The organism is Nonomuraea sp. NPDC049758, assembly GCF_040674635.1.
GTDB lineage: Bacteria > Actinomycetota > Actinomycetes > Streptosporangiales > Streptosporangiaceae > Nonomuraea.
This window is the reverse complement of sequence record NZ_JBFAMZ010000013.1, coordinates 303,268-329,405: the sequence shown is the minus strand read 5'-3', so window position 1 is coordinate 329,405 and position 26,138 is coordinate 303,268. Positions and strand designations below refer to the sequence as shown.

Annotated in this window: 24 protein-coding genes and 2 tRNA genes; 8 read left to right on the top strand and 18 right to left on the bottom strand. The window is 69.1% G+C overall.

Annotated elements, in window-relative coordinates; genetic code table 11:
- Window positions 1-485 precede the first annotated feature (485 nt).
- Window positions 486-899: a hypothetical protein gene (locus tag AB0J46_RS31940; protein WP_364337897.1), complete on the top strand. Its 414-nt coding sequence runs from the start codon at window positions 486-488 to the stop codon at window positions 897-899.
- Window positions 900-1,014: 115 nt separating this feature from the next.
- Window positions 1,015-1,209, top strand: coding sequence for a hypothetical protein (locus AB0J46_RS31935; protein ID WP_364337896.1), 195 nt, complete (start codon window positions 1,015-1,017; stop codon window positions 1,207-1,209).
- Here the strand turns inward: AB0J46_RS31935 and AB0J46_RS31930 are convergent.
- The 4 genes from AB0J46_RS31930 to AB0J46_RS31915 form a co-directional block, all read right to left on the bottom strand.
- The gene (locus AB0J46_RS31930; RefSeq protein WP_352330137.1) at window positions 1,197-1,868 is read right to left on the bottom strand and encodes a response regulator; all 672 of its coding nucleotides are present in this window, start codon (window positions 1,866-1,868) and stop codon (window positions 1,197-1,199) included. The two genes, AB0J46_RS31935 and AB0J46_RS31930, sit on opposite strands and share 13 nt — an antisense overlap.
- Window positions 1,865-4,384: a DUF4118 domain-containing protein gene (locus AB0J46_RS31925; protein WP_364337895.1), complete on the bottom strand. Its 2,520-nt coding sequence runs from the start codon at window positions 4,382-4,384 to the stop codon at window positions 1,865-1,867. Before AB0J46_RS31925 ends, AB0J46_RS31930 begins: the two co-directional genes overlap by 4 nt.
- Window positions 4,385-4,393: 9 nt before the next feature.
- Window positions 4,394-4,861 (bottom strand): group II truncated hemoglobin, encoded by a 468-nt coding sequence (locus AB0J46_RS31920; RefSeq protein ID WP_358303093.1) that lies wholly within the window; start codon window positions 4,859-4,861, stop codon window positions 4,394-4,396.
- Window positions 4,862-4,965: 104 nt separating this feature from the next.
- A tRNA-Met gene (locus AB0J46_RS31915) sits at window positions 4,966-5,042 on the bottom strand.
- A gap of 93 nt (window positions 5,043-5,135) precedes the next feature.
- Here AB0J46_RS31915 and AB0J46_RS31910 point away from each other — a divergent pair.
- Window positions 5,136-5,537, top strand: a complete 402-nt coding sequence (locus AB0J46_RS31910) for a hypothetical protein (RefSeq protein WP_364337894.1) — start codon at window positions 5,136-5,138, stop codon at window positions 5,535-5,537.
- A gap of 41 nt (window positions 5,538-5,578) precedes the next feature.
- Here AB0J46_RS31910 and AB0J46_RS31905 read toward each other — a convergent pair.
- From AB0J46_RS31905 to AB0J46_RS31885, 5 genes are all read right to left on the bottom strand, one after another.
- Window positions 5,579-5,655: transfer RNA gene (locus AB0J46_RS31905), tRNA-Met, on the bottom strand.
- Window positions 5,656-5,712: 57 nt separating this feature from the next.
- The gene (locus AB0J46_RS31900; protein WP_364337893.1) at window positions 5,713-8,667 is read right to left on the bottom strand and encodes a UPF0182 family protein; all 2,955 of its coding nucleotides are present in this window, start codon (window positions 8,665-8,667) and stop codon (window positions 5,713-5,715) included.
- 129 nt (window positions 8,668-8,796) lie between these two features.
- Entirely contained in the window at window positions 8,797-9,843 is a 1,047-nt protein-coding gene (locus AB0J46_RS31895; RefSeq protein ID WP_364337892.1) for a PDZ domain-containing protein, read from the bottom strand.
- A 10-nt stretch (window positions 9,844-9,853) separates the two neighbouring features.
- Window positions 9,854-10,279 carry a molybdenum cofactor biosynthesis protein MoaE gene (locus tag AB0J46_RS31890; protein WP_364337891.1) on the bottom strand — a complete coding sequence of 142 codons (426 nt, stop codon included), beginning with the start codon at window positions 10,277-10,279 and terminating at the stop codon, window positions 9,854-9,856.
- A gap of 23 nt (window positions 10,280-10,302) precedes the next feature.
- On the bottom strand, window positions 10,303-11,376 hold the full coding sequence (locus tag AB0J46_RS31885) for an NAD-dependent epimerase/dehydratase family protein (protein WP_358294603.1): 1,074 nt from the start codon (window positions 11,374-11,376) through the stop codon (window positions 10,303-10,305).
- A 130-nt stretch (window positions 11,377-11,506) separates the two neighbouring features.
- Between AB0J46_RS31885 and AB0J46_RS31880 the strand changes: the two genes are divergently transcribed.
- The 3 genes from AB0J46_RS31880 to AB0J46_RS31870 are packed head-to-tail and all read left to right on the top strand — an operon-like array spanning window position 11,507 to window position 14,307.
- Window positions 11,507-12,733, top strand: a complete 1,227-nt coding sequence (locus AB0J46_RS31880) for a zinc-dependent metalloprotease (protein ID WP_364337890.1) — start codon at window positions 11,507-11,509, stop codon at window positions 12,731-12,733.
- Window positions 12,730-13,290, top strand: a complete 561-nt coding sequence (locus tag AB0J46_RS31875; RefSeq protein ID WP_364337889.1) for an NUDIX domain-containing protein — start codon at window positions 12,730-12,732, stop codon at window positions 13,288-13,290. The genes AB0J46_RS31880 and AB0J46_RS31875 overlap by 4 nt, the downstream gene beginning before the upstream one ends.
- Window positions 13,291-13,320: 30 nt before the next feature.
- Complete coding sequence (locus AB0J46_RS31870; RefSeq protein WP_364337888.1) at window positions 13,321-14,307, top strand: endonuclease/exonuclease/phosphatase family protein; 987 nt, start codon at window positions 13,321-13,323, stop codon at window positions 14,305-14,307.
- Window positions 14,308-14,314: 7 nt separating this feature from the next.
- Here the strand turns inward: AB0J46_RS31870 and AB0J46_RS31865 are convergent, their stop codons facing one another.
- The 3 genes from AB0J46_RS31865 to AB0J46_RS31855 form a co-directional block, all read right to left on the bottom strand.
- Window positions 14,315-14,899: a DUF2064 domain-containing protein gene (locus tag AB0J46_RS31865; protein WP_364337887.1), complete on the bottom strand. Its 585-nt coding sequence runs from the start codon at window positions 14,897-14,899 to the stop codon at window positions 14,315-14,317.
- Entirely contained in the window at window positions 14,896-15,411 is a 516-nt protein-coding gene (locus AB0J46_RS31860; RefSeq protein ID WP_352319320.1) for a M48 family metallopeptidase, read from the bottom strand. The genes AB0J46_RS31865 and AB0J46_RS31860 overlap by 4 nt, the downstream gene beginning before the upstream one ends.
- Before the next feature lie 67 nt (window positions 15,412-15,478).
- Window positions 15,479-16,261, bottom strand: a complete 783-nt coding sequence (locus AB0J46_RS31855) for an enoyl-CoA hydratase-related protein (protein ID WP_358294325.1) — start codon at window positions 16,259-16,261, stop codon at window positions 15,479-15,481.
- 263 nt (window positions 16,262-16,524) lie between these two features.
- Here AB0J46_RS31855 and AB0J46_RS31850 point away from each other — a divergent pair, with 263 nt between their 5' ends.
- Together AB0J46_RS31850 and AB0J46_RS31845 are read left to right on the top strand one after the other, a co-directional pair.
- Complete coding sequence (locus AB0J46_RS31850; protein WP_364337886.1) at window positions 16,525-17,868, top strand: thiamine biosynthesis protein ThiF; 1,344 nt, start codon at window positions 16,525-16,527, stop codon at window positions 17,866-17,868.
- Window positions 17,869-17,931: 63 nt separating this feature from the next.
- A complete protein-coding gene (locus AB0J46_RS31845) occupies window positions 17,932-19,266 on the top strand; it encodes an AarF/UbiB family protein (protein ID WP_364337904.1) in 1,335 nt (444 codons plus the stop codon).
- Window positions 19,267-20,558: 1,292 nt separating this feature from the next.
- Here the strand turns inward: AB0J46_RS31845 and AB0J46_RS31840 are convergent.
- The 6 genes from AB0J46_RS31840 to AB0J46_RS31815 form a co-directional block, all read right to left on the bottom strand.
- Window positions 20,559-20,975, bottom strand: coding sequence for a VOC family protein (locus AB0J46_RS31840; RefSeq protein ID WP_364337885.1), 417 nt, complete (start codon window positions 20,973-20,975; stop codon window positions 20,559-20,561).
- A 20-nt stretch (window positions 20,976-20,995) separates the two neighbouring features.
- Window positions 20,996-21,439: a helix-turn-helix transcriptional regulator gene (locus AB0J46_RS31835; RefSeq protein ID WP_357987330.1), complete on the bottom strand. Its 444-nt coding sequence runs from the start codon at window positions 21,437-21,439 to the stop codon at window positions 20,996-20,998.
- A 463-nt stretch (window positions 21,440-21,902) separates the two neighbouring features.
- Entirely contained in the window at window positions 21,903-22,097 is a 195-nt protein-coding gene (locus tag AB0J46_RS31830) for a hypothetical protein (protein ID WP_357987333.1), read from the bottom strand.
- Window positions 22,098-22,138: 41 nt separating this feature from the next.
- On the bottom strand, window positions 22,139-22,408 hold the full coding sequence (locus AB0J46_RS31825; RefSeq protein ID WP_125636897.1) for a WhiB family transcriptional regulator: 270 nt from the start codon (window positions 22,406-22,408) through the stop codon (window positions 22,139-22,141).
- Between the two features lie 546 nt (window positions 22,409-22,954).
- The gene (locus AB0J46_RS31820) at window positions 22,955-23,824 is read right to left on the bottom strand and encodes an acyl-CoA thioesterase II (protein ID WP_352352821.1); all 870 of its coding nucleotides are present in this window, start codon (window positions 23,822-23,824) and stop codon (window positions 22,955-22,957) included.
- A gap of 156 nt (window positions 23,825-23,980) precedes the next feature.
- Complete coding sequence (locus tag AB0J46_RS31815) at window positions 23,981-26,014, bottom strand: ATP-dependent DNA helicase UvrD2 (protein ID WP_364337903.1); 2,034 nt, start codon at window positions 26,012-26,014, stop codon at window positions 23,981-23,983.
- Window positions 26,015-26,138 lie beyond the last annotated feature (124 nt).

The window sequence follows — 26,138 nt, the reverse complement described above, 5'->3', positions numbered from 1 at the left end:
GGACGCGTACTTCCTCACCAGAACCCGTTCCCGGATCCCCGCTCAGAGGCGTTCATTTCGTCTTGCGTTCTTTCGTTGTGTCTTAATTCTTTCAGCCGTTCAAGTCTCTGTCAAATTGACCGGACTTGCTCGACCTGCTGGAATTAAGTCGCGCCCCGCTTCCGGGACAACCCCTCTAACTTACCAGCTCATTCAGACCGCTCTGAACCGTCTTGAATGAACCAGAAGGAAGTGGGATTTGCCGGGCTTCTGTTGAGGCTCTTGCGAGCCCCTCGGCCGCCCTGCGCGAAGCAACTCTAGCAGTCTCCCGGGCGTACTTCGCGCCACACAGGTAATCGTAGGGTCCTTCCCTCGTCACAAGATCGTCAAACCTTGGTCATCGCCGTCCGTACGACACCCGAAGTCAAGCGGTCAGCAAGTCATCCGCAATCGTGCCTCGGTACGAAGGTAGCCACGAGCAGACTGCGCTCTCGGAGGTGCCCGCCATGACCCGCTCGGAGTTCGACGACATCCGTGCTTTCCTCGCCGACCCGGCGACCCATGCGGGAGACCTCCTGCGCATCGCCCGGACGCTGATCGACGACCTCGAGCAGGCACGCGTGCGCGAGGCCTTCCTGCGTACCCATTACCTGCGGCTGCTCACGGCGGCGCGGACGACCGTGGCCGCGGACATGGTCGGCGCGCCCGACCCGCTCGCCTTCCTCACGCGCGAGCTGGCCGAGCGCGGTCAGCTGCCCGAGGACGAGGACGCCGTGCAACAGATCCTGTCCGACGCCCGTACGGCTGAGGCGCTGCTCGCCTGCATGCACGAGGAGCAGCAGCAACAGCCGCCGGTAGTGCGGATGCGCGGGATGCGTCTGCGGCGGTGCGTCGGTGCGCACCGGACGCTCCCCCGTTGAGCCGGCCGGCCCAGCCGCTGATCGCTCAACGCTGATCCGCCAGGGGCTCAGGCTTCGACCGGATGAGGACTGTGGCCATACCCGGTCTTGGCCACCCGGCTGTAAGACTGCGCGTATGTGGCAACGTGGGCTGAACTGGTCGGCAATCATCCTGGTCGGGATATTTGGTCTGATGTGGATCGGTGTTGTGATCTATGCGGATCAGACGTCTTCCCTGTGGGTGCGTGCCGCTCAGGTGCTCTTCGGGGCCTTGCTGCTCGGGTGGGCCGTGCTCAAGGCGGTCGTCCTGGTGAGGAATCAGGAGGGCTGAAACCGGTATCCCATTCCGGGCTCGGTCAGCAGGTGCACGGGGTGGGCGGGGTCGCGTTCAAGCTTGCGGCGTAGTTGGGCCATGTACTGGCGCAGGTAGTGCGTCTCCTTCAGGTAGCCGGCGCCCCACACCTCCGTCAGCAGCTGCCGCTGGCTGATCAGTTTGCCGGGATTGCGAAGCAGGATCTCCAGGAAGTGCCACTCCGTCGGGGTCAGCCGTACGCCACCTGAGATCGTCTTACCCGCGAGGTCGATCACGTGATCGCCCAGCCGCACCGTCGCGGGTTCCTCTTCGTGCTGGTTCGTGCGGCGGGTCACCGCGCGGATGCGGGCCAGCAGCTCGTCGATGCCGAACGGCTTGGTGACGTAGTCGTCGGCTCCGGCGTCGAGGGCGTCCACCTTGTCCGTGCTGTCGGTACGTCCTGACAGCACGATGATCGGAACCTTCGTCCAGCCTCGCAGCCCCTGGATCACCTCGACGCCGTCGAGATCGGGCAGGCCGAGGTCGAGGACGACCAGGTCGGGATGCCAGTCGGCGGCCTGGCGCAGCGCCGATGCGCCGTCGGGGGCGACCGCGACCTCGTAGTGCCTGGCCGCCAGGTTGATGCGCAGAGCACGCAGGATCTGGGGCTCATCGTCGACGACGAGCACGCGGGTCACAGGGCCCTCCTCAGTGAGACCGTCATGGTGAGCCCTCCTCCGGGGGTGTCCTCAGGGAGCAGCGTGCCGCCCATCGCCTCGGTGAGGCCGCGCGAGAGTGCGAGGCCGAGGCCCACACCGGTGTGATTGTCGCGGTCGCCGAGTCGTTGGAAGGGCATGAACACCCTTTCATGCGCTTCCGTGGGGATTCCTGGTCCCCTGTCGATGACGCGCAGTTCGACCCGTTCGCCGTGCCAGCTCGCGGTGACGAGCACGGGCTCGGCTTCGGGGCTGTAGCGGACGGCGTTGGCCATCAGATTCACCAGGACGCGTTCGAGCAGCGCCGGGTCGGCCTGGAACTCCGGCAGGTCGGCCAGGACGTCACTTCTGACCCGGTCGCGCAGCGGGCCGAGGTCGTCGATGGCGCGTGGCAGCACGTCCTCGACGGCGACGGGCCGCAAGGTGACGCCCAGGACCCCGGCCTGGAGGCGGCTCATGTCCAGCAGGTTCGACACGAGACGGTTCAGTTTGATCAGGGACTCGCCGGCGGTGGCCAGCAGTTCGGCGCGGTCGTCGTCGGACCAGATGATGTCGGTGTTGCGCAGGCTCTCCACGGAGGCCATGGCCGAGGCGAGGGGGGTGCGCAGATCGTGGCCGACGGCGGCCAGCAGCGCGGTGCGCATGCGGTCGGCCTCGGCCAGCGGCTCGGCGCGCTCGGCCGCCTCGCGCAGGCGTTCCTGGCGCAGGGCGACGGCGGCCTCGGCGGCGAACGCCTCCAGGACGCGGCGGTCGCTGGCGTCGAGCAGCCGGCCGCGGGTCGCGAGCACCAGCCGGTTGTCGATAGTGACCACGTCGCTCCCGCCGTGCGGTCGGGTGTGGTTCGGGGTGGTGATCGGGGGGCCGCCGGACGTGGCGACGATGCGCCAGTCATCCGATGGATCGTCCCTTTCGAGCAGCGTCACCGCGGTCAGCGCGAACGTCTCGCGCAACCGTCCGAGCAGCGAGGCAACCGCGGACTCCCCGCGCAACACGTGTCCGGCCAGTGTGGCGAGGACTTCGGCGTCCGCCCTGGACCGGGCCGCTTCCCTGCTGCGCCGGGCGGCCAGGTCCACGACCGTGCTCACCATGGCGGCGACCAGGACGAAGATGGCCAGCGAGAGCACGTTCTCCGGTTCGGCGATGGTCAGGGTGTGCACCGGCGGCGTGAAGAACCAGTTGAGCAGCCCGAACGCGAGCACCGCCGCCGTGAGCGCCGGCCACATCCCGCCCACCAGCGCGACGCCGACGACCAGCAGCAGGAAGAGCAGGATCTCGCTGGGCAGGCTCAGGTCGAGCGGCGCGATCACGGCGGTGAGCGCCGGCATGGCGGCCAGGGTCAGGGCCCAGCCGGCCGACTTGCGGCGACGCGTCAGCGCTCCCCCGGGCTGCGGCCGACCGGAGCCGCCGCTGACGGCCTCGTGCGGGACCATGTGCACGTCGATCGAGCCGGACAGCGTGGCCGTCGTCATGCCCACGCCACGGGTGAGCAACTGCGCGAGCCGTCCTCGCCGGGAGGCGCCGAGGACGAGTTGCGAGGCGTTCACTCCGTCGGCGAACGCGATCAGCGCGCGCGGGATGTCGTCGCCCACGACCTGGTGGTAGGTGCCGCCGAGGTCCTCGACGAGTCTTCGCTGGCGTGCCAGGTTGGCCGGGTCGCTCGCGGTGGACAGGGCGTCGGCCCGGGTGACGTGCACGGCGAGCAGGTCGGCGCCCTTGGTCCTGGCCGCAATGCGGGCGGCGCGGCGGACGAGGGTGTCGCCCTCGGGGCCACCGGTGAGGGCGACGACGACGCGTTCGCGGGCCTCCCAGGTGCCCGCGATGTCGTGGTCGGCCCGGTACGCGATGAGCTGCCGGTCGACCCGGTCCGCCACCCAGAGCAGGGCGAGCTCCCGCAGAGCGGACAGGTTGCCGACGCGGAAGTAGTTGGCGAGGGCGGCGTCGACGCGTTCCGGCGGATAGACGTTGCCGTGGGCGAGGCGGCGGCGCAGGGCCTCGGGTGACATGTCGACGAGTTCGAGCCGGTCGGCCCGCCGGACGAGGTCGTCGGGGACGGTCTCGCGCTGCGGCAGGCCGGTGATCTGCTCGGCCACGTCGCGCAGGGACTCCAGGTGCTGGATGTTGAGGGTGGAGATGACGTCGATGCCGGCGTCCAGGATGTCCTGGACGTCCTGCCAGCGTTTGGCGTGCCGGGAGCCGGGCGTGTTGGTGTGGGCGAGCTCGTCGACCAGCACGGCCTTGGGGCGGCGGGCGATGATCGCGTCGGCGTCGAGCTCGGTGAACGTGGCGCCGCGATGGACGACGGTGCGGCCCGGCACGGTCTCCAGCCCGTCGAGCAGGCGGGCGACCTGGTCGCGGCCGTGGGTCTCGACATGGCCCACGACCACGTCACGTCCGCGTTCCTTGGCCCGTCGCGCCTCGCTGAGCATGGCGTACGTCTTGCCGACGCCGGGCGCCGCACCCAGGTAGACCCGCAGCCGCCCGCGCGACGTGCTTCCCATTTCTCCAGGTTACGGCTGGTATGGAGGAGCGACTCCCCAGCCCCAGTGCGGAACCGGCGCCTCCGGGGGCGGCGTCGCGCCGGGCTGGGAGTTGTGCACGGCCAGCCGGGTGCCCCATTCGATGTAGCCGGCGAACGCGGCCCTGAACTCGGGGTCGTCGGGCAGACCGACCTCGTCGGCGGCGTCCATGAGGAGGTTCACCCAGCGGCGGCGCTGCGGTTCGGTGATGGCTCGGCCCAGGTGGTGGGCGAGCATGTGGGAATATCCGCCGCGTTCGTGGGTGTACCGGTCGGGACCGCCGAAGACCTCGCTGAGCCACATGGCGACGTATTTGGGGTGGTCGGGGTCCATGTGGGCGAACAGCGGCCCGATGAGGTCGTCCTTGAGGACGGTCCGGTAGAACGTCGCGGTCAGCCGTTCGAACGCCTCGGTCCCGCCCGCCCACTCGTAGATGGTCGGGACGTCTTTTTCCGTCATGTAATCATGTAATCAGCACGTGAGTCGTAGGACAAGACCCGGCCCGACGAGGTCCGGAAACGACGAAGTCCCCGGTCGCCGTGTGGCGACCGGGGACTTCGGATTGGTAGCGGGGACAGGATTTGAACCTGCGACCTCTGGGTTATGAGCCCAGCGAGCTACCGAACTGCTCCACCCCGCGTCGGTGTGTTGTTATCAACTATACCGCCCTTCTGGACTCCTCCGACCCGGCCGCGCTTGTCCGGGCGCGTCGACGGCTATGACCATGGACCTCATGCTGCTCGAACCCCTGCCACCACCCCGCCGGCTTCGCTGGCGGCGGATGTTCCTCCTGGCGTCGCCCGTCGCGCTGGCCCTGCTCGTCATGGTGCCCATATGGGCCGATGACCTGCGCTTGGCGGACAGGAAGGATCGGCTCCTGGCCCATCCGCTGCCGCCCGAGACCTCGTTCAACGCCGCCGGCGCCCAGGGCTCGGTGGGCGTGCAGGAGGGCAACGGCGACCACTGTGACTTCCTGGTCAGGTTCTCGCTGCTCACCAGCTTGTCCGAGGCCGAGCTCACGAGCTACTACGACCGGATCAACGGCAGGGTGTACTTCCAGGACGGCGATCCCGCGTCCGCGGTGGTCGAGGTCCTGGAGACCGACGATGCCGGATGGGACCTGCGGTGCCGCTGAAAAGCAACGAGGTCCTGGCCATCGGCCAGGACCTCGAATCTTGGTAGCGGGGGCAGGATTTGAACCTGCGACCTCTGGGTTATGAGCCCAGCGAGCTACCGAACTGCTCCACCCCGCGTCGCTGTCTTGCTTTTCAAGACTATCGGCGAAGGGGTGCGGGCGCAAACCGAAGGGGCTAGGTGGTGCCTCCCGCCTGTGTGCCCGAGGGTGTCGGCGTCGGTGTGGACGTGGCCGGCGGCGAGGCGGACGGCGTCGCCGACGGGGAGGCGGACGGCGAGGCCGAGGGCGACGGGGTGGCCGCCGGCTTGGCGTTGGCGCTCTCGATCTGCTTCAGCGCCTCCTCCAGCCGCTTCTGCGCCTTGCCGTACTCGTCCCAGTTCGGAGGGCTGGCCTGGAGGGCCTTCTGGGCGTCCTCGTAGGCCTTCTGGGCGTTGGAGATGGCGGTGTTCATCGCCGACGTGTTCGTCTGGTTGGGCGTGGTCTGCTGGGGCTGGGTGTTCGGCTGTTGCTGCTCGCCGCCGAAGACCTGCTCCAGCGCCTGGTCGAGGGTGTCACCCGAGCCGACCTTGTTGCCGAACGCCACCAGCACCCGCCGCAGGATCGGGTACGGCTCCTGGCCGGTGCCGGCCTTGGTCTGCACGTAGACGGGCTCGATGTAGATCAGGCCGTTCGCGTAGGGCAGGGTCAGCAGGTTGCCGTACCTGACGTTGGCCTGGCCGAGGCCGAGGGGGCCCAGCTCGCCCGAGAACTTGTTCTGGAAGTTGTTCTGGGCCTGACCCGGACCGGGGACCGTGGTGTTGGACGGCATGCGCAGGATGCGCAGCTTGCCGTAGTCCTTGCCCACCGTGGAGCCCGCCGCCATGAAGGCCGCCAGGTTGGGGCCCTCCCTCGGGACGAAGGTCGTGGTCAGCGAGAACGACGGCTCGGACTCGTCGGGCATCGTCGCCGTCAGGTAGTACGGCGGCTGCTTGACCGACTGGTTGCCCTGCGAGGGGTCGCTGGGGATGTTCCAGAAGTCCTGGGCGCTGTAGAAGGCGGCCGCGTTGGTGACGTGGTAGCGCGACAGCATGTAGCGCTGCACCTTGAACAGGTCTTCCGGGTAGCGGATGTGCGCCTGGAGGTCGGGGCTCATCTGCGAGGCGGGCTTGATCGTGCCGGGGAAGGCGTTGGACCACGTCTTCAGCACCGGGTCGTTGCCGTCCCAGGCGTAGAGCGTGACCGTGCCGTCGTAGGCGTCGACCGTGGCCTTGACCGAGTTGCGGATGTAGTTGATCTCGTCCTGCGGCTGCTGGGCGACCACGCGGCGGTCGGTGGCCAGGTCGCGGGTCATGTCGCCGAGGCTCTCGCTCTGCGAGTACGGGTACGCGTTGGACGTGGTGTACCCGTCGATGATCCAGGTGATCCGGCCGTCGACGATCGCCGGGTAGGCGTTGCCGTCGAGGGTCAGGAACGGCGCGACCTTCTCCACCCGCTCCCGCGGGTTGCGCACGTAGAGGATCTTGGAGTTGTCGTTGATGTCGCCCGACAGCAGGATGTTCATCTCGCCGTACTTGGCGGCGTAGACCAGCCGGTTGAGGGCCGAGCCGATCGGCACGCCGCCCTTGCCGGTGTAGGTGGTGTTCTGCTGGCCGGTCTGGCCGCCGGAGACCGGGTAGTCGAGCTCCTGCGGGGTCTTGGGGTTGCCGCCGGCGATGACGTACTCGGTGGAGCCGGGGTTCTCGCCGAAGTAGACGCGCGACTCCTTGAGCCCGGTCGAGGCCGCGAGGTCGCCGGTGACCGGCATGTCCTTGCTGTCGTAGGCGGGCAGGCCGCCCGCGTCGACCTCGTTGCCCGGCGCGGCGACGAAGCCGTAGCCGTGGGTGTAGACCAGCGCGCGGTTGATCCAGTTGTTCTGGGGCGCGGGCGGGCCGAGCAGCTCGCGGACGCCGACCACGTGGTCGACCAGCTTGCCGTCCTTGCCGGGGTAGCGGTCGACGTCGAGCTGGTCGGGGAAGCCGTAGAAGCCGCGGATGCGTTGGGTCTGCTCGAACGTGGACGACACCAGCGCCGGGTCGAGCAGGCGCACGCCGGTCACCGACTCGTCGCCGCCGGCGCTGACCTTGGTCGGGTCGGCCTGGGCGTTGTAGTCGATCACTTCGGCGTTCTGCACGTCGTAGGCTGATCTGGTGGCTTGGATGTTCCGGTCGATGTAGAGGGCTTCCTTGCCCTGCTGATTGGGCTTGACCTGGAACTGCTCGACCAGCGCCGGGTAGACGCCGCCGATCAGGATGGCCGAGAGCACGAGCAGGCCGAACGAGACGCCGGGCAGCATGCCGCCGGGGCGCACGACGCCGGCGAAGAACAGCGCGGCGCAGATCAGCGCGATGATCGCGAGGATGTTCTTGGCCGGGAGCACCGCGTTGACGTCGGTGTAGGACGCGCCGTGCACGTAGCCGCGGTCGGAGAAGACCAGACCGAACCGGTCGATGTAGTAGGCGACGGCCTTGAGCAGGACGAACACGCCGAGCAGCACGGAAAGGTGGATCCGCGCGGCCCTGGAGGCGTGCACGCCCGGCGACTGCAGCCGGAAACCGCCGTAGAGGTAGTGGGTGATCGTGGCCAGGATGATCGAGATGATCACGGCGGTGAACAGGAAGTTCAGCACCATCCTGATGAACGGGTAGTCGAACATGAAGAACGAGATGTCCATGCCGAACAGCTCGTCCTTCTTGTCGAAGGAGGCTCCGTTCACGAACTGCAGCCACGTCTTCCACTGCCCCGCGAACGAGGAGCCGGAGAAGAGCGCGAGCAGGCCCATGCCGACGATGAAGATCAGCTTGCGGTGGGGGTCGAGCGCCATGCGATAGCGGTCGGCTCCGCTGCCGCCGCCGAACACGGCGGGGCCGAACATCGGCCGGGTGCGGAAGGCCAGCAGCATGTTGCCGCCCGTGATGCCGACCATGAGCACCGCTCCGACGAGGAACAGCACGATCTCGGTCAGCAGCACCCCGGAGAAGACCGACGTGTAGTTGGTCGTGTCAAACCACAGGTAGTCGGTATAAATCCCAGAAAAGAGAAAAAACAGGGCCACGATCGCGACCAGCGCGATGGCCACAGGCAGAAGCAGCCGCGGCCGGCGTGGCAAGCGCATCGCCCTGCCGGCCCCTGGGGTCCGGAAGCTCAAGGCCAACCCCTCGTCGTGATGAAGAAACGGTCCGTGTCTGGCAACTTACACCGCAGTGCCAGCCGTACGGCTAACGCACGGCGCTCGCCGGAAGTTTCATCCGGCCTCACAAGCGGGCACATTGCCCTTTCCGGTGCGCAGCGCGTCGAGCGCGAGCACCGCGTCGTGCAACGTGTCGGCCTTGACCAGCCGCAAGCCGTCGGGCACGGCCTTCATGGCCTCCGCGCAGTTGTCCGCGGGGGTGAGGAAGACGGTCGCGCCGGAGTCGCGGGCGCCCACCATCTTCTGGGCGATGCCGCCGATGGGCCCGACCTGGCCCTCGGTGTCGATGGTGCCGGTGCCGGCGATGCGCTTGCCGCCGGTGATCTCGCCGGGGGTCAGCTTGTCGAGTATGCCGAGCGAGAACATCAGCCCGGCGCTCGGGCCGCCGACGTCGCCCACGTTGATCTCGACGTCGAAGGGGAACTTGAACTTCTCCTGCATGAGCACGCCGACGAGGGGTTTGCCGTCCTTGCTGGCGATCGGCTGCAGCGACACGTCGAGCTTCTGGCCGCCCCTGGTCACGTTGAAGGTCACGGTCTCGCCTGGCTTGTGCGCCTTGACGGTGTCGCCGACGAACTGCGAGTCGGTGGCCGGTTTGCCGTCGACCGCGTTGATCTGGTCGCCCTTCTGCAGCTTGCCGTCGGCGGGCTTGCCCTTCTCGGTGGACAGCACCGTGACGACCCGGTCGTAATGGATCTTGAGCTCGTTGAGCGCGGCGGCCTTGGCGGAGTCCTGGGAGTTGGTCATCTCGACCGCGTTCTCCTCGTCGACCTTCTTCGCGTCGCGGCCGGGCGGGAAGATCGTCTCCTGCGGGACCACCGCGACGGTCGGGTCGAGCCAGCCGCGCAACGCGGTCAGCAGGTCGATCTGGGCGGCCGGGCCGCCCTGGTAGGCCACCGTGACCAGGCTCAGCGCGCCGCTGGTGGGGTAGGTCTGCCGGCCACTGATCGAGATCACCGGCTTCTTGTCGATCTCGCCGATGGTGTTCTCGGTGGGGCCGGGGCTCAGCACGACGTACGGGACCGGCCGGAACGCGCCCAGGACGCCCAGCGCGAGCACGAAGAACCCCGCGAGCAGCAGGGTGAGGACGCGTCGTGACATGGTGATGAGCTTATTCGCAGGCGCCGACCCACTCGGTCTCGCCATCGGCGAACACCTGGTGTTTCCAGATGGGAACTTCGGCCTTGAGGTCGTCGATGAGCCTGCGCGAGGCCTTGAAGGCCTCGTCGCGGTGTGGCGCGGCCACGGCGACGATCACCGCCGTGTCGCCGAGCCCCAGGTCGCCGACCCGGTGGACGGCGGCCATCGCGGTGACGGGGAAGTCGGCCGCGACCTTCTCGGCGACCCGGCGCAGCTCGTCGGGCGCCGAGGGATGGGCGAAGTAGGAGAGCCGGGTCACGGGTTTGCCGTGGTCCTGTTCGCGCACGGTGCCGATGAAGATCGCGGTGCCGCCCGCCGCGTGGTCTCCCACCGCGGCCAGCACCTCGTCAACGGACAACGGGGTGTCACGAATGCCGAGCAACCGGATGACGTCCACGGAAAGAGCCTAACCTCACGTTCCTACTGGCGACGCTTTTTGCGGACCTGCCGGACGATCGCCGCGGTGCCGATGACGGCCACCGTCGCGCCGGCCGCGGTGAGCGTGGCCTCCTTGACCGGCAGCCGCCTGCCGACCACGGTGGTCCTGTTCTCGCGGAGTTCGAGGAGCTGCCGGAAGGCGGCCTCGTTGGTCCACGTGGGCTTCCAGCCCGCCTCGCGCAGCGCCGAGCAGTCGACCACCCACGGATAGACGACATAGTGCAGGTCGGTGGCGGGGGCCGGGGTGATGCCGAGCCGGTGCAGGCGCTGCGCGGTGCCGAACGTGAGCCCGGCCGGCAGCTCGAACCGCCGGATCCCGGACAGCTCCTCGACCTGCTCCTGCTCCAGCCAGCCGTCGGAGCCCACGGCCACCACGCCGGTGACGGCCCCCTTGGCGGCCAGCTCCAGCGCCGAGATGAGGTCGTCGATGTGGCAGAACTGCCAGTTGGGGTTGCAGCCCTTGACCGTGAGCAGCCTCGGCGACTCGAAGTGCCGAGTGATGACCGTGTCGACGCCCGGACCGACGACCGCCGCCGGGCGCAGCACCGTGACGTCCAGGCCCGGGTGGCTGCGCAGCGACCTGCGGACCAGCGACTCGATCTCCAGATAGTCGCCCACCACGCCGGTGTCGGGCTCGGCGGCCACCGGGGAGTCCTCCGGCAGGGGGACCTCGTTGTCGGGCGCGGCGCCGTACACCATGGCGCTGGTGACCAGGATCACCCGCCGCACGCGGGCGGCGGCGCAGGCGGTGAGCACCGTCTGCGCGGCTCTGAGGTTGTACGCGCGCCGCTCCCCCGGGTCGGAGTCGACGGCGTAGTCACCGGCCAGATGGACCAGGACGTCGATGTCGGAGATCCGGTTCGCCAAGAGCGGATCCCGTACGTCGATCACTCTCCACGTGGCTTCCTGAACGTCGCCACGCTCCTCGTCGATGGCCACCACTCTGCGGAAATCCGCGGCGGATGCGAGCCTCACGAGCAACTCGCGGCCGATGCCGGAGGCCGCGCCGGTGACGGCGACGACGGGTTGACGCGGGCGTTTCGAGGTAGGCACCAGGTCCTCACTTTGCACTGATCCGCCGTAGGACGACTAACGTGGCGGATGTGGACCCCTCCATCCTGCACGAGGTAGAGCGGTGACTGACCTGCCAGGTCGCGAAAACGACCCTAACGAGAACCCGTTCGCCATGTTCGGCAACCCTGAGCAAATGGCTCAGGCGATGCGCCAGTTCGCCGACATGTTGTCGGCGCCCCAGGGTTCAGGCCCTGTCAACTGGGACATGGCCAAGAACATCGCACGACACGCCGTGGTCGCCCAGGGCGATCCGAGCGTCATGGAAGGCGAGCGCCGCCAGATCGTCGAGGCGCTGAGCCTGGCCGACCTGTGGCTGAACGAGGCGACGACGCTGCCGAGCGGCGTGTCCAACCCGCAGGCCTGGAGCCGGTCCGAGTGGATCGAGAACACGGTCCCGGTCTGGCGCAAGCTTTGCGAGCCCGTTGCCGAACGCATGGTCGAGACCATGGGCGGCGCGCTCGGCGGCTCCGGGCTGCCGCCCGAGGCCCAGCAGATGGCCGGGCCGCTGATGGGCATGCTCAAGCAGATGGGCGGCATGATGGTCGGTCAGCAGATCGGCCAGGCGCTCGGCTCGCTGGCGCGCGAGGTCATCGGCACGACCGACATCGGCCTGCCGCTGTCCGGCACCGCGGCGCTGCTGCCCGGCGGCATCGCGTCCTTCAGCGAGGGCCTCGAGATCCCCGCCGACGAGATCCGGCTCTATCTGGCGCTGCGCGAGGCCGCGCACCACCGGCTCTTCCAGCACGTCCCGTGGCTGCGCTCGCACCTGCTCGGGGCCGTCGAGGAATACGCCAGGGGCATCACCGTGGACACCTCCGCGCTGGAGGAGCAGATCCGCGGGCTCGACATCAACAACCCCGAGGCGATCCAGGAGGCGCTGAGCGGCGGCGCGCTGCTCAAGCCCGAGGAGACCGAGCGGCAGAAGGCCGCCCTGGCTCGCCTGGAGACGATGCTCGCCCTGGTCGAGGGGTGGGTGGCCACGGTGGTCGACCGGGCCGCCGACGGCAAGTTGCCCTCGGCGGTCGCGCTGGCCGAGACCGTACGCAGGCGCCGGGCGACCGGTGGGCCCGCGGAGCTGACGTTCGGCACGCTGGTCGGGCTGGAGCTGCGGCCCCGGCGGCTGCGCGAGGCCGCGGCGCTGTGGCGGGCGCTGGAGACCGAGCGCGGCGTCGACGGGCGCGACGCCCTGTGGGGTCACCCCGACCTCATGCCGACGGCCGAGGACCTCGACGACCCCGACGCGTTCGTCCGCGGCGAGGCCGCCTGGGACATCTCCCAGCTGGAGGCCAAGCCCGGCGACGAGAACGGCGAGGACGGCGGCCAGGACGGCGGCCGGTGACCCTGCACGACGACGCGGTGGCGGTGCTGTCCTCCTGGACCGCGCCGACCCCCGAGGAGGAGGCGCTGCGCGCCGAGTTCCTCGGCCATCTGCGGACGTACGACGACGCCATGTGGCGCGCGTGCGCACCCGGCCACCTGACGGCCACCACCGCCGTGCTCAGCCACGACGGCGCCCGGGTGCTGCTCACGTTGCATCCGAAGGCCGGGAAGTGGTTGCCCATGGGCGGCCACTGCGAGGACTTGGACGCCACGCTGGAGGCGGTGGCGCTGCGCGAGGCCACCGAGGAGTCGGGAATCTCCGGACTTGAGCTGCTGCTCGGCCCGCTGGCCGTGGACAAGCACGAGGTCTGGTGCCATCCGCCGCGCAGCTGGCACCTCGACGTCGAGTACGCGGCCGTGGCACCTCCCGGCGCCGAGGCCGTCATGAGCGACGAGTCGCTCGACCTGCGCTGGTTCCCCGTCGACGAGATCCCCGAGCTGTCCGACGAGGCCACGCGCCGGCTGGCCGCACGCGGACGCGCCGCGCTCAGCTCGCGCTCGCGTTCGCTGGGCTAGAGTCCTTCGCATCGTTCCAAGGGGGGCCGCGTGGAGACTTCTGCCGTTGGCGGCACGATCGTGACGCCTGCCCGCAAGCCGCGGAAGTTGCCCGGCAACGTCCTGACCTGGCTGGCCGTGACACCTTTCGCGGCCTGGGCCGTGGCCAGGGTGGCCGGGCTGGAACGAGGTTCGCTGCCCACGCAGCTGATGACGGCGACGCCGTACGCGGCGGCCGGGTCCCTGGTCCCCCTCCTGATCGCCGCGCTCGGGCGCAGGCGGGCCGCGACGGCCGTCGCGCTGCTCACCACGACCGCGCTCGGGTTCAGCGTCCTGCCGCGCGCGCTGGGCACGGCCGAGGCCACGACCGGCAGGCCGTTCAAGGTCATGACCATCAACATGTTGTTCGGCAGGGCCGACGCGCAGGTGATCGTGAACCTGGTGCGCGAGTTCCGGCCCGACGTGCTGAGCACGCAGGAGCTGACCCCCGGCGCCGTGGCCGACATGGACGCGGCCGGCCTGAAGGACCTCATGCCCCACCGCGTGCTCGAGGACGAATGGGACGCCGGCGGAAGCGGCCTCTACTCCAGGCACCCGCTCCAGCCGCTCGACGACGTGGTGCCCCCGGTGGGGCACAAGATGCCCGCCGCCATGGTGGCGCTGCCGGGCGGGAAGCCGATCGAGTTCGTCGACGTCCACCCCTACCCGCCGCTCGGCCCCAACGTGGTCAACTGGAACGAGGCGCTCGCCGGCCTTCCTTCCGCCGGCGGCGAAACCGTGCGGATCCTCGCCGGCGACTTCAACGCCTCGCTCGACCACGCCTCGCTGCGCAGGTTGCTGGCCCGGGGGTACAAAGACGCGGCCGACCAGGTGGGCGCGGGGCTGATCCCCACGTGGCCGGCCAACAAGCGGGTGCCGCCGATCATCACCATCGACCACGTGCTGGTGGACGAGCGGGTGGGCGTCAGGGAGGTCAGCGTGCGCGACGTGCCGGGCACCGACCACCGGGCCGTGCTGGCCGAGCTCACCGTTCCCTGACGCGGGGTCAGCGGCCGGCGATCAGGGCGCGGGTGTTGTCCCAGCCTTCGAGACCCGGGTCGAGGCGTGCGACGTCGTCGAGCGTGCGCAGGCGGTGCCATCCGGAGATGGTGGCGACCCTGCGCGGGCCCGGCGCCTGCTCCCGGAGGACGGCGACGACGTCAGGGTCGTCGAGGTCGGGGTCGGCCCAGGTCGGCAGCGGCAGCGAGGAGGCCAGCGCCACCGCGCCGCCGTCCGCCGCGGGGCAGATCGTGATCTCGGCCCGGCCCAGTTCCCTGAACAGCTTGCCGACCAGCAGCGAGGGCAGATCGGGCGCGTCGGCGTTGATCACCGCGGCCTGGTCGCCGGACAGACGGCCGAGGACCGCGCGCAGCGGCTCGTCCTCGTCGATGGTGATGATCTCCGTGCCGGGCCACACGATGTCGTCGAGGCCGGGTACGGCCGTGATCAGGACCGGGGTGACGAACTCCAGGCCGGCGACCATCTCGTAGGTGTCCTCGGCCACGGCCGCCAGGAACTGCCGTGGGTCGACGCCGGGGGGCGCCGCTTCGGCCATGCGGCCGCGTACCAGGACGGCGACGATGCGCGTCAACACTCCTCCGGTGCCGTGTGGGCCGCCGCGGAGAATCCTTCGAGGAACCCGCGCGCCCGCTCCGCCTTCGGATACTGTTCTACCAGCGCCCAGAACCCCGGGCCATGGCTCGGCACGATCAGGTGCGCGAGCTCGTGGATGATGACGTAGTTGATGACCCACTCGGGCAGGCCCTTGAGCCGGGTCGAGATCCTTATGGTGCCGTTCTCCGGGGTGCAGGAGCCCCAGCGATGCTGCTGGTTGTCGACCCATCGAACGCTCACGGGGTCGGGCCGGCCGTCGAGGTACTTCACCGACAGCTCCCTCGCCCGTTCGAGCAGGGCCTCGTCGGTCGGCCTTCGTCGTTCTTCCTTGGCGGCCAGCCGGTCGAGCATCCGGCTCACCCATTCATCCGCGTCTTCGCCGCTCAGCCAGGCGGGCAGGAGCACGATCGTCTTGTCGCCGTCGCGGTAGGCGGAGACCGTACGCCGGCGACGAGAACTGCGACGGACCTCGACTGTCTCGGGGGGCACATAAGCACGTTAGCCGAGACTGGCGAAATTCCACAGAGGGTGGACGTTGTTTTCGCTGGTCAGATGATTAAGAGCCGGTGAATTTGGGCATGCGCCTTTCCCGATGCGCCGCCAGGCCCTCCAGCAGGTCGGATGATGCCATGGTCACGGGCTGGGCCAAGGATTCCCACCTCAGAGCGGCTTCCAGGTCTTGATGGTCTTGGTTCAGCGCGACCTTTGTGAGGCGGGTGGCGACTGGAGCCATCTCTGCGATCTTCTTGGCGATGACCGAAACCTCGGAGAGAAGGTCATTCTTCGGGAAAGATTGATTTACCAAGCCTTTATCTGCCGCTTCCGTACCCGTAAGGAGACGGCCGGTCAGGAGCATCTCGCGGGCCAGTGCCGTACCGGCTCTTCTGGGCAGCAGGTAGGTGGCGGCCATGCCTGGGTGCAGCCCGAGCCGGGTGAAAGGGGCCAGGAGTTTGGCATCGTCGGCGGCGTAGACGAGGTCGCAGGCCAGGGCCACGCACAGGCCCGCGCCGACGGCGGGGCCGTTGACCGCGGCGACGGTGGGCACCTCCAGGTCGGCGATCATCAGCCAGGTGCGGTAGAAGGCGAGCATGCGGTCGCGCAGCGGCGGCACGGCCTCGGCGCCCCGCTCGCCGATCCATGACAGGTCACCGCCTGAAGAGAACGCGCTGCCCGCTCCGGTGACGACGACGCAGCGCAGGTCGCGGTCGGCGGCCAGGGTGGTCATGGTTTCGCGCCATTCGGCCGTCATGGTGTCGGTCATGGCGTTGCGCAGTTCCGGGCGGTTGAGGGTGAGGACGACTACTCCGTCGTCTGTGCGGTCGACCAAGATCTCGCTCATGCGGCGAAGCGTAACGCTCCGGGGGGCGCGGATGCGGATGTGTTCCTGAGCCAGCCGCGGTGGTCCCCGGCTTGCCTCAGGTGCGGATGTGGTTCCTGGCCACCGCGCTGGGCTTGCCTCAGGTGCGGATGTGATCGGCGGCCCGTCGCGGGTGTACTCCGCGGTCGGACGTTATCCACAGGGCGGGCGTCGCGGCCGGAGGTTGTCCACAGGGGGCGCGGAACCCGCTCGGGATCTTGGCCGGACGTGCGAACCTTCCGGCCATGAGGCCACGTGTGAAGCCGGCCCTCCGGCGAATCCTCCGCGACGAGCACACCCTGCAGTACGGCGTGCATCCCCTCCGGGCCATCACGCTGACCGGCCTGACGAGATCGGTGCGTCAGTGGATCGAGGGGCTCGACGGCACCCGCGACCTGCGCCGGGTGATGCGCGACGCGGCGGCGGCCGGCCTCGACGAGCCGTGCGCCCAGGCTCTGCTCGACTACCTCGCCACGCGGGGCGCCCTGCACGACGCCGGCCCGTTCCCGGCGCCGTTGCGGAAGCTCTCCCTCGCCGAGAGGGATCGGCTGAAACCCGACCTCGACGCGCTCGACCTGGCCTCCAACGGCCCTGAGGGCGGCGTCGAGCTGCTTCGGCGTCGGCGGGAGGCGAAGGTCAGGGTCTACGGGGCCGGGCGCGTGGGGGCGCAGATCGTCGCCTTGCTCGCGGCCGGCGGGGTCGGCGACATCCGGGTGATCGATCCCGGGCCGGTCCGGCCTGGGGACATCACGCCGGGCGGGCTGACGTGGGCCGAGGTGGGGCTGTCCCGGGAGGAGGGCGCGGCGGCGGTCGCCCGGCGGCTGCTTGCTCCCCCGCCGAAGAACACGCCGACCGTTCCGCCTCCGCGCGATCGCACCCCAGCCCCTCGCTCCACAGGCCGGAAGGTGACACCCGCCGGTGACGCCACCGGCCGGCCCGCACGCGGGGCGCCGTCGCCGCCCGACGGCACGACCGCACGACCCAGGCGGACGGGTGTCACGCCGTCCGGCACGGCCGCTGCGCGGGTCTCTCCTGCTGTGCCATCCACTTGTGCGGAGGTGAGTCAGGACGCCGTTCCGTCGTCCAACGTCCTGGCCCGAGCTCCGCATCTGGGGGACGGCACGGCGCGTCCCGACCTCGCCATCCTCGCGCCCGTGGGGCCTCTGGACGGGGTGCTGGTCAACGAGCTGGCCGACTTCGGCATCCCGCATCTGCTGGTGTCGGCCTTCGAGGGGCACGGGTCCGTCGGCCCGCTGGTGCTTCCCGGTGAGACGACGTGCCTGCACTGTCTCGACCTGACGCGCCGCGACCACGATCCCGCCTGGCCTATCGTCACTGCCAGGCTGGGCGGCTATCCGCCCGGCGAGATCGCCTGCGACACGACCCTCGCCACGCTCGTCGCGGCCGCGGCGACCGGCCAGGCGCTTGCTCATCTCGAAGGCCGGGCGTCCTCTGTGACGAACGGCACAATGGACGTAATGCCTGATTGGTGCTGGAAAAGACGGTCGTGGAGCGGTCATCCGCAATGTCGTTGTATGCGAAACAATCCTTATTCGCTAACAATGGACATGTCACCTACCAGCGACTGACGTGCTCAGGGGACGACCACGAAGGGGGGAAGCGGCATCTCGGGCGAGGTTCCGCGCATGAGTGTGAGCGATCTTCCGCGCCGGGCAGTCACCCGCTCAGCCAAGTTGGCCACCCTTCCGCTCGGGTTCGCCGGGCGGGCCGCCCTCGGCCTCGGCAAGCGCATCGGCGGCAAATCAGCAGAAATCGTGGCCCAGGAGGTTCAGCAGCGCACCGCCGAGCAGATCTTCAAGGTGCTCGGCGAGCTCAAGGGCGGGGCGATGAAGCTCGGCCAGGCACTGTCGATCTTCGAGGCGGCGCTTCCGCCGGAGATCGTCGGCCCTTACCGGGCCACCTTGACGAAACTCCAGGACGCCGCTCCTCCGCTACCGGTCGCCACCGTCCACAAGGTGCTCACCGAGCAGCTGGGGGACGATTGGCGCAAGCACTTCCTCTCGTTCGACGACCGGCCCACGGCCGCCGCCTCGATCGGCCAGGTGCACAAGGCCGTCTGGAACGACGGGCGCGAGGTGGCCGTCAAGATCCAGTACCCGGGGGCCGGCAAGGCGCTGCTCGGCGACTTCACACAGCTGGCCCGGCTGGGAAAGATGTTCGGGGCGCTGCTGCCCGGCCTCGACATGAAGGCGCTGCTGGCCGAGCTGCGCGAACGGATCGCCGAGGAGCTCGACTACCTGCGCGAGGCCGAGGCACAGCACGCCTTCGCGCTGGAGTTCAACGGCGATCCCGACTTCCACGTCCCGGATGTGGTGGCGGCCAACGAGATGGTGCTGGTCAGCGAGTGGATGGACGGCACTCCCCTGTCGCGGGTGATCACCGAGGGCAGCAAGGAGGAGCGTGATCACGCGGGGCTGCTGTTCGTCCGGTTCCTGTTCAGCTCGCCTGCCCGGGTCGGCATGCTGCATGCCGATCCCCATCCGGGCAACTTCCGCGTGCTGGCCAACGGCAAGCTCGGCGTCCTCGACTTCGGCGCGGTCAACCGTCTGCCCGGCGGCTATCCGAAGGTCTTCGGGCAGCTCACGCGCATCTTCAACCAGGGCGACATGGACACCGTGATGACGGGTCTCCGTGACGAGGGCTTCATCCGTCAGGACATCGACATCGACCCCGACGCCCTGCGCGCTTTCCTGGCGCCGTACGTGGAGCCGACGGCCGTGGAGGAGTTCACCTTCAGCCGGGAGTGGTTGCAGGCCCAGGCGGCCAGTGTCACCGACCTCCGCCCGACGAACGTGGTTCGCCAGCTCAACCTGCCGCCGTCGTACGTGCTCATCCATCGGGTGCATGCGGCCGGTGTCGGGGTCCTCTGCCAGCTCGGCACCACGGCGCGCTTCCGTGACGAGGTGATCCGCTGGGTTCCGGGCTTCGCCGACGACCCGAACGGCGAGGCACTGGCGATCGGATGATCAGGCGCCGCCTGCGCTCCGTGGGCGGAGGCGACGCCTTGCTTGTGGACATGCACGACCGGCGCAGGAGACCCACGGCGGCACAGGAGATCGGGCTTCGGGCTTCGGGCTTCGGGCTTCGGGCTTCGGGCTTCGGGCTTCGGGCTTCGGGCTTCGGGCTTCGGCAGGAGGGTACGGCTCCGCGGTAGGCCGTCTGTGATCTGACGTTCAGGTCCGTTCGTGCAGCCTTCGTCGCCACCAGGCGTCCAGGTGCCGCTCTGTTGGTTCGAGGTCCGGATCGGGCAGAGTGCGACGGCGTAATTGTCGATCAAGCCTGCTCACGATGCGGCGCAGTTCGGTACGCGCGAGTGCCGGTAAACGGTCGATCTCCGACTGCAGGAGGTCGCGGGAGTAGACCAGATCACAACATGGGCAGTCTGGCCGAGGAAGTAGCAACCTCCTACCCGGCTTGCGCAGGAACTCTTCATAATGCTCAAGCGCCTGGGCGGTCGATGGAGACCATCGCCTCCGGACGTCTCCGGTGCCGGACCGGGTGGTGTCAAGGTGGCCGCTGGGCTTTGGGGCCTGACCCCCTGATCGATGCAGGGCGCGTACGACGCCTGGCGCCCTACGCGGCATCGTCCCTTCGGATCGCGATCATGTCGCCATCGTGCCATGGGCCTTTCATCAGCGCGAAAGTGCTCCGGCGTGGGGCACAGCCAAGTGTCGATCGAGATTGGGCATGGGCGGCAGGGCGCAGGCTGGGATGGCCGTTCGTCCGGCCCGGATTGGTCCTTGTGAGATCCCAGCGGTGAGGTCGTTGGGGCGGATCCCCTTGAGACGCCGTGCCTGGACGCTTGGGCGTCGGGGAGCATGCCCGCATCCGCGCATCCGCGCAGCACACCCGTCGTATCGGTCGCAGGCGGAGTCTCGAAGGGGTGTTGTCGGAGGTCGCAGTGGTGGCGCTTGAGGGTTGCGCACAGCAAGGTCGTCGCCGGGCCGGCGGGGCAAGGGTGACCTTCCTGATCACCGATCAAGAGGGGCGGCCCAAGGACGTGTCAGGTGTGATGGTGCTGACTGCGGATCGGGGATGACGTTCTTGAACGTGAGACAGGGGGACGCCCCCAAAGGACACGCCCAGGGCGAAACCGAGCGCCGACCAGGGATGACGTTCCTGCGCGTGGGGCAGGGGGACGACGCAGAAGCACGCATCCAGGGCGATGGAACCGAGTATGGACCACGGATGATGTTCCTGAATGTGGGTCAGGGACGCCCCCAAAGGACGCGTCCAGGGTGATGGTGCCGGGGGCCGGTCAGGGGTGGCGTTCCTGGATGCGGATCAGGTTGCCGGAAGGGTCGCGGACGGCGCAGTCGCGGACGCCGTACGGCTGGTCCATCGGCTCCTGGACGATTTCGGCGCCGCTGGCCTTAAGGCGTTCGAAAGTGCCGTCGAGGTCGGTGGTGGCCAGGTTCACGCCGGCGTAGGTGCCCTTGGCCATCATTTCGGTGATGGTGCGGCGTTCGTCGTCGGTGATGCCGTAGCCGTTCGCGACCGGTGGTTGCAGGACGATGGAGGTGTCCGGCTGACCGGCGGGGCCCACCGTGAGCCAGCGCATCCCCTTGTAGCCGACGTCGTTGCGTACCTCGAAGCCGAGGGCGTCACGGTAGAAGGCCAGGGAGGCTTCCGGGTCGGTGTGCGGGAGGAAGCTGGAGTGGATGGTGATGTCCATGGAAGTCACGCTAATTGGGGTCAGGTAAGCGCGGTCTCTCGGTTCCTGATGGGTCTGGTCACCTGTTTCGCCACGCACGACGGCATCCCCGCGGTCGCGCTCGCCGCGCGGCGACGGTAGACGCTGGGTGGCACGCCGACCAACTCGGTGAAGCGGGTGCTGAAGCTGCCCAGCGAGGAACAGCCGACCGCGAAGCAGACCTCGGTGACGCTCATGTCGCCGCGGCGCAGGAGCGCCATCGCGCGTTCGATGCGGCGGGTCATCAGGTAGCCGTACGGGGCCTCGCCGTACGCGCGGCGGAACTCGCGGCTGAGGTGGCCGGCTGACATGTTCACGCCGCGGGCCAGGGCCTCGACGTCGAGCGGCTGGGCGTAGTCGCGATCGATGCGGTCGCGGACGCGGCGCAGCAGGGCGAGGTCACGCAGGTGCTGCGCTTCGGCGGGTCTGCTGGTCACATGCGCCATCGTACGTCGGCCCGAGGTCGGCCGGGGCCGCCGGCCACCCAGTTCACAGCGCACTCTCCGCCCTACGAACGCCCTCGACACGAGTCCGACATGCCGGAAAGAGCAAGGCATCGAAGACAAAGGCTGGAAGGCCAGGTTCCCGGCCGCGCAAGAAGACCACCTGAGGGCCGGATCGCGAATCTCGGAAGGAGACAGACAGGCCAAGGCCCTCGATTACAGGCTGCGCCGTGCTCCCAGGCGACCGGACCACAGCTCATCCGACAGAGCGCAGAGGTCCCGGTTCCCGGCACTCCCGACCTGGCGCAGACGTCCCGCAGCTCAACCGACGGAGCACAGAGGCCCGCGGCTCACCCGGCAGAACGCAGACGTCTGGGCATGGAAAGAGCCGGGCGCTGGGTGCGCCCGGCTCTTCAGAGGCAGGTGGGGATCAGGAGATCCTGCGCCGGCGGCAGGACCTCCTTGATCACACCTGCTGGCTCAGCGCCTTCCGCAAGCGGTCGTTCGCCCGCTTGACCTCGCGTCGCGCCCGCTGTACGCGGCTTACGCGCAGGATGAGACGCTGCTCCTCCGCTTCGCGGTGGAGAGTTTGTATTCGGTCGTTGACCAAGTCATGAAACAGATACGGCACGGCCAGGCTCCTGGTGGAAGAAGTGCTCATCGGTGTTCTTGTTCTCTCTCGCTCGTCGGGCTGGTGGATGGTCAGGCAGCGACCGGGTGCTTGCGGGGACGCCCGCGCGGACGCTTGCGGGGAACAACCGTTCCCCTGAGGATCAGTTCGCCGCCCCAGACTCCCCAGGGCTCCTCGCGCTCCAGCGCGCGGGCCAGGCAGGCCTGCTGGATCGGGCAGCCGCCGCAGAGAGCCTTGGCGAACTCGACGTCCTCGGGTGACTCTGCGAACCACAGGTCAGGGTCGGTACGACAGGGGATCTTGGCTTCGTCGATCAGGTCCATGATCGTCTTGGCCCCCATCTGCTTCTCCTTTTGATCGAGCTTTTTGATCTTGGTCGGGCACCTCGGAGGTGGTCGGGGATCGCGGAAAACAAAGAGGCCGCGGATCCTGTGTGCGGATCCGCGGCCTGGGGGCTGCTATGTGCCGGTCAGGTTATGACCGGAGCATCCCTCCAGGGTTGCGGACCGCACAGTCCACCCTTGGTGAGCTGGTTGGTCGGGGCAGCGATACCTGCGCCATAGACAGGAACGCCTTGCGGAGCGGCGACACCCGCGTGAGCCCTCGCACGGACGGCGGGGGCCTGGCTACGGGCAGACTTCTCCTGCCGCAGCTTGGCCGGCCCATCGGCGAGCCTCACCGAGTCACGGCACGCGGAAGCGAGCCACTGCGTGGCCGACATCTGGATGCTCATCACCGGGGCTCACCTCCACTCATCAGATCGTCGGAAACAGGAGTGTCCGACTTGCTTGTCCATGACCCTAAACCGGGAAGCCGGGAAGGGGCAACATATTTTCTACCTGCGATTTTGTGACACAACCACGGTGTCACAACGTGCTGCGAACCGACTACTTCGCCACGCGGATCATCGCCTCCTGGACGACGGAGACCACGAGCTCGCCCGACGCGGTGAACATCTCGCCGCGCGCGAGCCCCCGAGCCCCCGCCGACCAGGGGGCTTCCTGGGCGTACAGGAGCCAGTCGTCGGCGCGGAACGGGCGGTGGAACCACATCGCGTGGTCCAGGGACGCGCCGATCACATTCGAGGCTCCCCAGGCCATGCCGTGGGCCAGCAGGATCGTGTCCACGAGCGTGAAGTCCGAGGCGTACGCGGCCAGCACGACGTGCAGCAGCGGGTCGTCGGGCAGGTCGGCGTCGTAGCGGAACCACACGTTGGTCTGGGCGCTGCGCAGCTCGGGGTTCAGGTGCGCCTCCCACGTCAGGGGAGAGACGTAGCGGGCGTCCACGGGGCGCGGGCGCGAGAGCCACTCCCGCAGCTCGGGGTGATCGCCCAGCACCTCCGACATCCTGTCCTGGAACGTCGGCAGCGTCTCGGGGGCGGGCACGACGGGCGCCACCGACGCCTGGTGCTCCACGCCCTCCTCGAAGATGTGGAACGAGGCCGACATCGTGAAGATCGCCTTGCCGTGCTGGACGGCGACGATCCGGCGGGTGGTGAACGACCGGCCGTCGCGCAGGCGCTCGACGTTGTAGACGATGGGGATGGACGGGTCGCCCGGCCTGATGAAGTAGGCGTGCAGCGAGTGGACGTGCCGGTCCTTGGGCACGGTACGGCCGGCCGCCACGAGGGCCTGCGCGGCCACCTGGCCGCCGAAGACGCGCTGGATGCGCTCCTCCGGGCTTCTGCCCCGGAAGATGTCCAGCTCGATCTGCTCAAGGTCGAGCAGGTCGAGCAGCTCCTTCAGCGCCTCGTTCACAGGGCCCCCTCACAGACGAACCTTCCATGGACAAGTCTGACGTGCCACGCCGGTTCCCCCAAACCCGCCCTGCCTTGCCGGAATGCTCCCGTCCCACCGTTTCGCCCGGTGGGGAAGGGGCTCACGCGCGAGGGGGCCGGCCGTACGTGAGGGATCTCACCCGCGGCACAGGCCGAGGACGGCCTCGCCGTAGCGGTCGACCTTGACCCGGCCGATGCCGGCGATCGACAGCAGCTCCTGCTCGGTGGCCGGCGCGCGTTCGGCGATGGCCTGGAGGGTGACGTCGGTGAAGACGACGTACGGCGGGATCTTGGCCTCCTTGGCGGTGGCCGTGCGCCAGACCTTGAGGCGTTCGAGCAGGGCCTCGTCGTAGTCGGCGGGACAGGTCGCGCAGCGGCCGAGCTTCTGCTCGGCCGCTGCCACCAGCGTCTTGGCGCACACCCGGCAGCTCACCGGCGCGGCGACCGTGCGGCGTTCGCCGGCCGGAGTCGTCATGCGGGGCGGCGTCGAGGCGCGGCCGGTGAGCCCGTCGAGGAAGCGGGAGGGGCGGCGGCTCTTGCGCCCGCCGGGCGCGCGGGCCAGCGCCCAGGAGAGCGACAGGTGCTCACGGGCACGGGTGACGCCGACGTAGAGCAGCCGCCGCTCCTCCTCGATCTGCTCGGGGGTCTCGGCGTAGATGATCGGCAGCATGCCGTCGGTGACGCCGACCAGGAAGACCGCGTCCCACTCCAGGCCCTTGGCGGCGTGCAGCGAGGCGAGCGTGACGCCCTCCACCGGCGGCGCGTGCTGCTCGGAGGCGCGGCGTTCCAGCTCGGCGACGTACGCGGGCAGGTCGGCGCCCTCGGCGGCCATGTCCTCGGCCAGGTCGGCCAGCGCCTTCAGCGACTCCCACTTCTCCCTGGCCTTGCCGCCGCCGGGCGGGGACGGGGTCAGGCCGACCCCGGTCAGGATGTGGTGCACCTCCGAGGCCAGCGGCTCGCCCGCGGCCGACCGCGCGGCGCCGCGCAGCAGCACGACCGCCTGCCGCACCTCGGGACGCTCGAAGAAGCGCTCGGCACCGCGCAGCACGTACGGGATCTCGGCCTTGGACAGGGCCTCCTCGTAGGACTCCGACTGGGAGTTGACCCGGAACAGCACGGCGATCTCGCGCGAGGGCACCCCCTTGTCCAGCAGCTTCCTGATGGCCCGCGCGACGCCGGCGGCCTCGGCGGGCTCGTCGTCGTAGTCGGAGAAGACCGGTTTGGGGCCGTCGGGGCGCTGGGCGATGAGTTCGAGGCGGTTGGGGGTCTTGGACTTGGCGATGACCAGGTTGGCCAGGTTCACGACCTGCGGGGTGGAACGGTAGTCACGGACCAGCCTGATGACGGCGGCCTTCGGGTGCTCGACGGCGAAGTTGGTGAGGTAGCGGGGGCTGGCGCCGGTGAACGAATAGATGGTCTGGTTGGGGTCGCCGACCACGCAGATGTCGTCCCGGCCGCCGAGCCAGGTGTCGAGCAGGAGTTTCTGGAGCGGGTTGACGTCCTGGAACTCGTCCACGACGAAGTAGCGGTACTGCTGGCGGATCTGGGCCGCGACCTCCTGGTGCTCGGTCATCACGGCCGCGGTCAGTTCGAGGATGGTCTCGAAGTCGACCAGGTGGCGTTCGCGGCGGATGCGCTCGTACGACTCGTAGAGCCGGGCCACCTCCTCCGGCGAGCCGGGCGGCGTGCGGTGGTGCTTGGCGGCGGCGGCCACGTAGTCTTCGGGGCCGATCTGGGAGACCTTGGCCCATTCGACCTCGGCCGCGATGTCCCGCAGCTCGGACCGGTCGGGATTTTTCCGGATCTGGCGGCAGGCTTCGACCAGCACCGGCAACTTCGACTCGATGACCGAAGGGGCCTCGCCGCCGATCACCCGCGGCCAGAAATAGGTGAGCTGGCGCAGGGCGGCCGCGTGGAACGTACGGGCCTGGACGCCCGGCGCCCCCAGCGCCCGCAGCCGCTGCCGCAACTCCCCCGCCGCCCGGGTGGTGAACGTCACCGCGAGCACGCTGGGCGCGTCGACCACCCCGCTGCGCACGGCGTGGGCGATGCGATGGGTGATCGCCCTGGTCTTGCCCGTGCCGGCGCCGGCGAGCACGCACACCGGGCCGCGCACCGCCTCGGCGACCTCCCGCTGTTCCGGGTCGAGGCCGCTGAGGACGTCATCCACGCTGTTCACCCGATCTTCCTCCCCGCAAGTGGCGCCGAAGCACTTTATTCTGGCAACATGCGGCCCGACGTATGTTCATAGTCACCGAGATGCAAAGGAATGGTTGCTTCCCCCACAATGGGGC

Excerpts from the sequence above, each read along its gene's own strand:
- AB0J46_RS31940 (WP_364337897.1), top strand. The coding sequence starts at position 486 with ATGACCCGCTCGGAGTTCGACGACATCCGTGCTTTCCTCGCCGACCCG.
- AB0J46_RS31935 (WP_364337896.1), top strand. The coding sequence starts at position 1,015 with ATGTGGCAACGTGGGCTGAACTGGTCGGCAATCATCCTGGTCGGGATA.
- AB0J46_RS31925 (WP_364337895.1), bottom strand. The coding sequence starts at position 4,384 with ATGGGAAGCACGTCGCGCGGGCGGCTGCGGGTCTACCTGGGTGCGGCG.
- AB0J46_RS31920 (WP_358303093.1), bottom strand. The coding sequence starts at position 4,861 with ATGACGGAAAAAGACGTCCCGACCATCTACGAGTGGGCGGGCGGGACC.
- AB0J46_RS31910 (WP_364337894.1), top strand. The coding sequence starts at position 5,136 with ATGCTGCTCGAACCCCTGCCACCACCCCGCCGGCTTCGCTGGCGGCGG.
- AB0J46_RS31900 (WP_364337893.1), bottom strand. The coding sequence starts at position 8,667 with ATGCGCTTGCCACGCCGGCCGCGGCTGCTTCTGCCTGTGGCCATCGCG.
- AB0J46_RS31895 (WP_364337892.1), bottom strand. The coding sequence starts at position 9,843 with ATGTCACGACGCGTCCTCACCCTGCTGCTCGCGGGGTTCTTCGTGCTC.
- AB0J46_RS31880 (WP_364337890.1), top strand. The coding sequence starts at position 11,507 with ATGTTCGGCAACCCTGAGCAAATGGCTCAGGCGATGCGCCAGTTCGCC.
- AB0J46_RS31855 (WP_358294325.1), bottom strand. The coding sequence starts at position 16,261 with ATGAGCGAGATCTTGGTCGACCGCACAGACGACGGAGTAGTCGTCCTC.
- AB0J46_RS31850 (WP_364337886.1), top strand. The coding sequence starts at position 16,525 with ATGAGGCCACGTGTGAAGCCGGCCCTCCGGCGAATCCTCCGCGACGAG.
- AB0J46_RS31840 (WP_364337885.1), bottom strand. The coding sequence starts at position 20,975 with ATGGACATCACCATCCACTCCAGCTTCCTCCCGCACACCGACCCGGAA.
- AB0J46_RS31835 (WP_357987330.1), bottom strand. The coding sequence starts at position 21,439 with ATGGCGCATGTGACCAGCAGACCCGCCGAAGCGCAGCACCTGCGTGAC.
- AB0J46_RS31830 (WP_357987333.1), bottom strand. The coding sequence starts at position 22,097 with ATGAGCACTTCTTCCACCAGGAGCCTGGCCGTGCCGTATCTGTTTCAT.
- AB0J46_RS31825 (WP_125636897.1), bottom strand. The coding sequence starts at position 22,408 with ATGGGGGCCAAGACGATCATGGACCTGATCGACGAAGCCAAGATCCCC.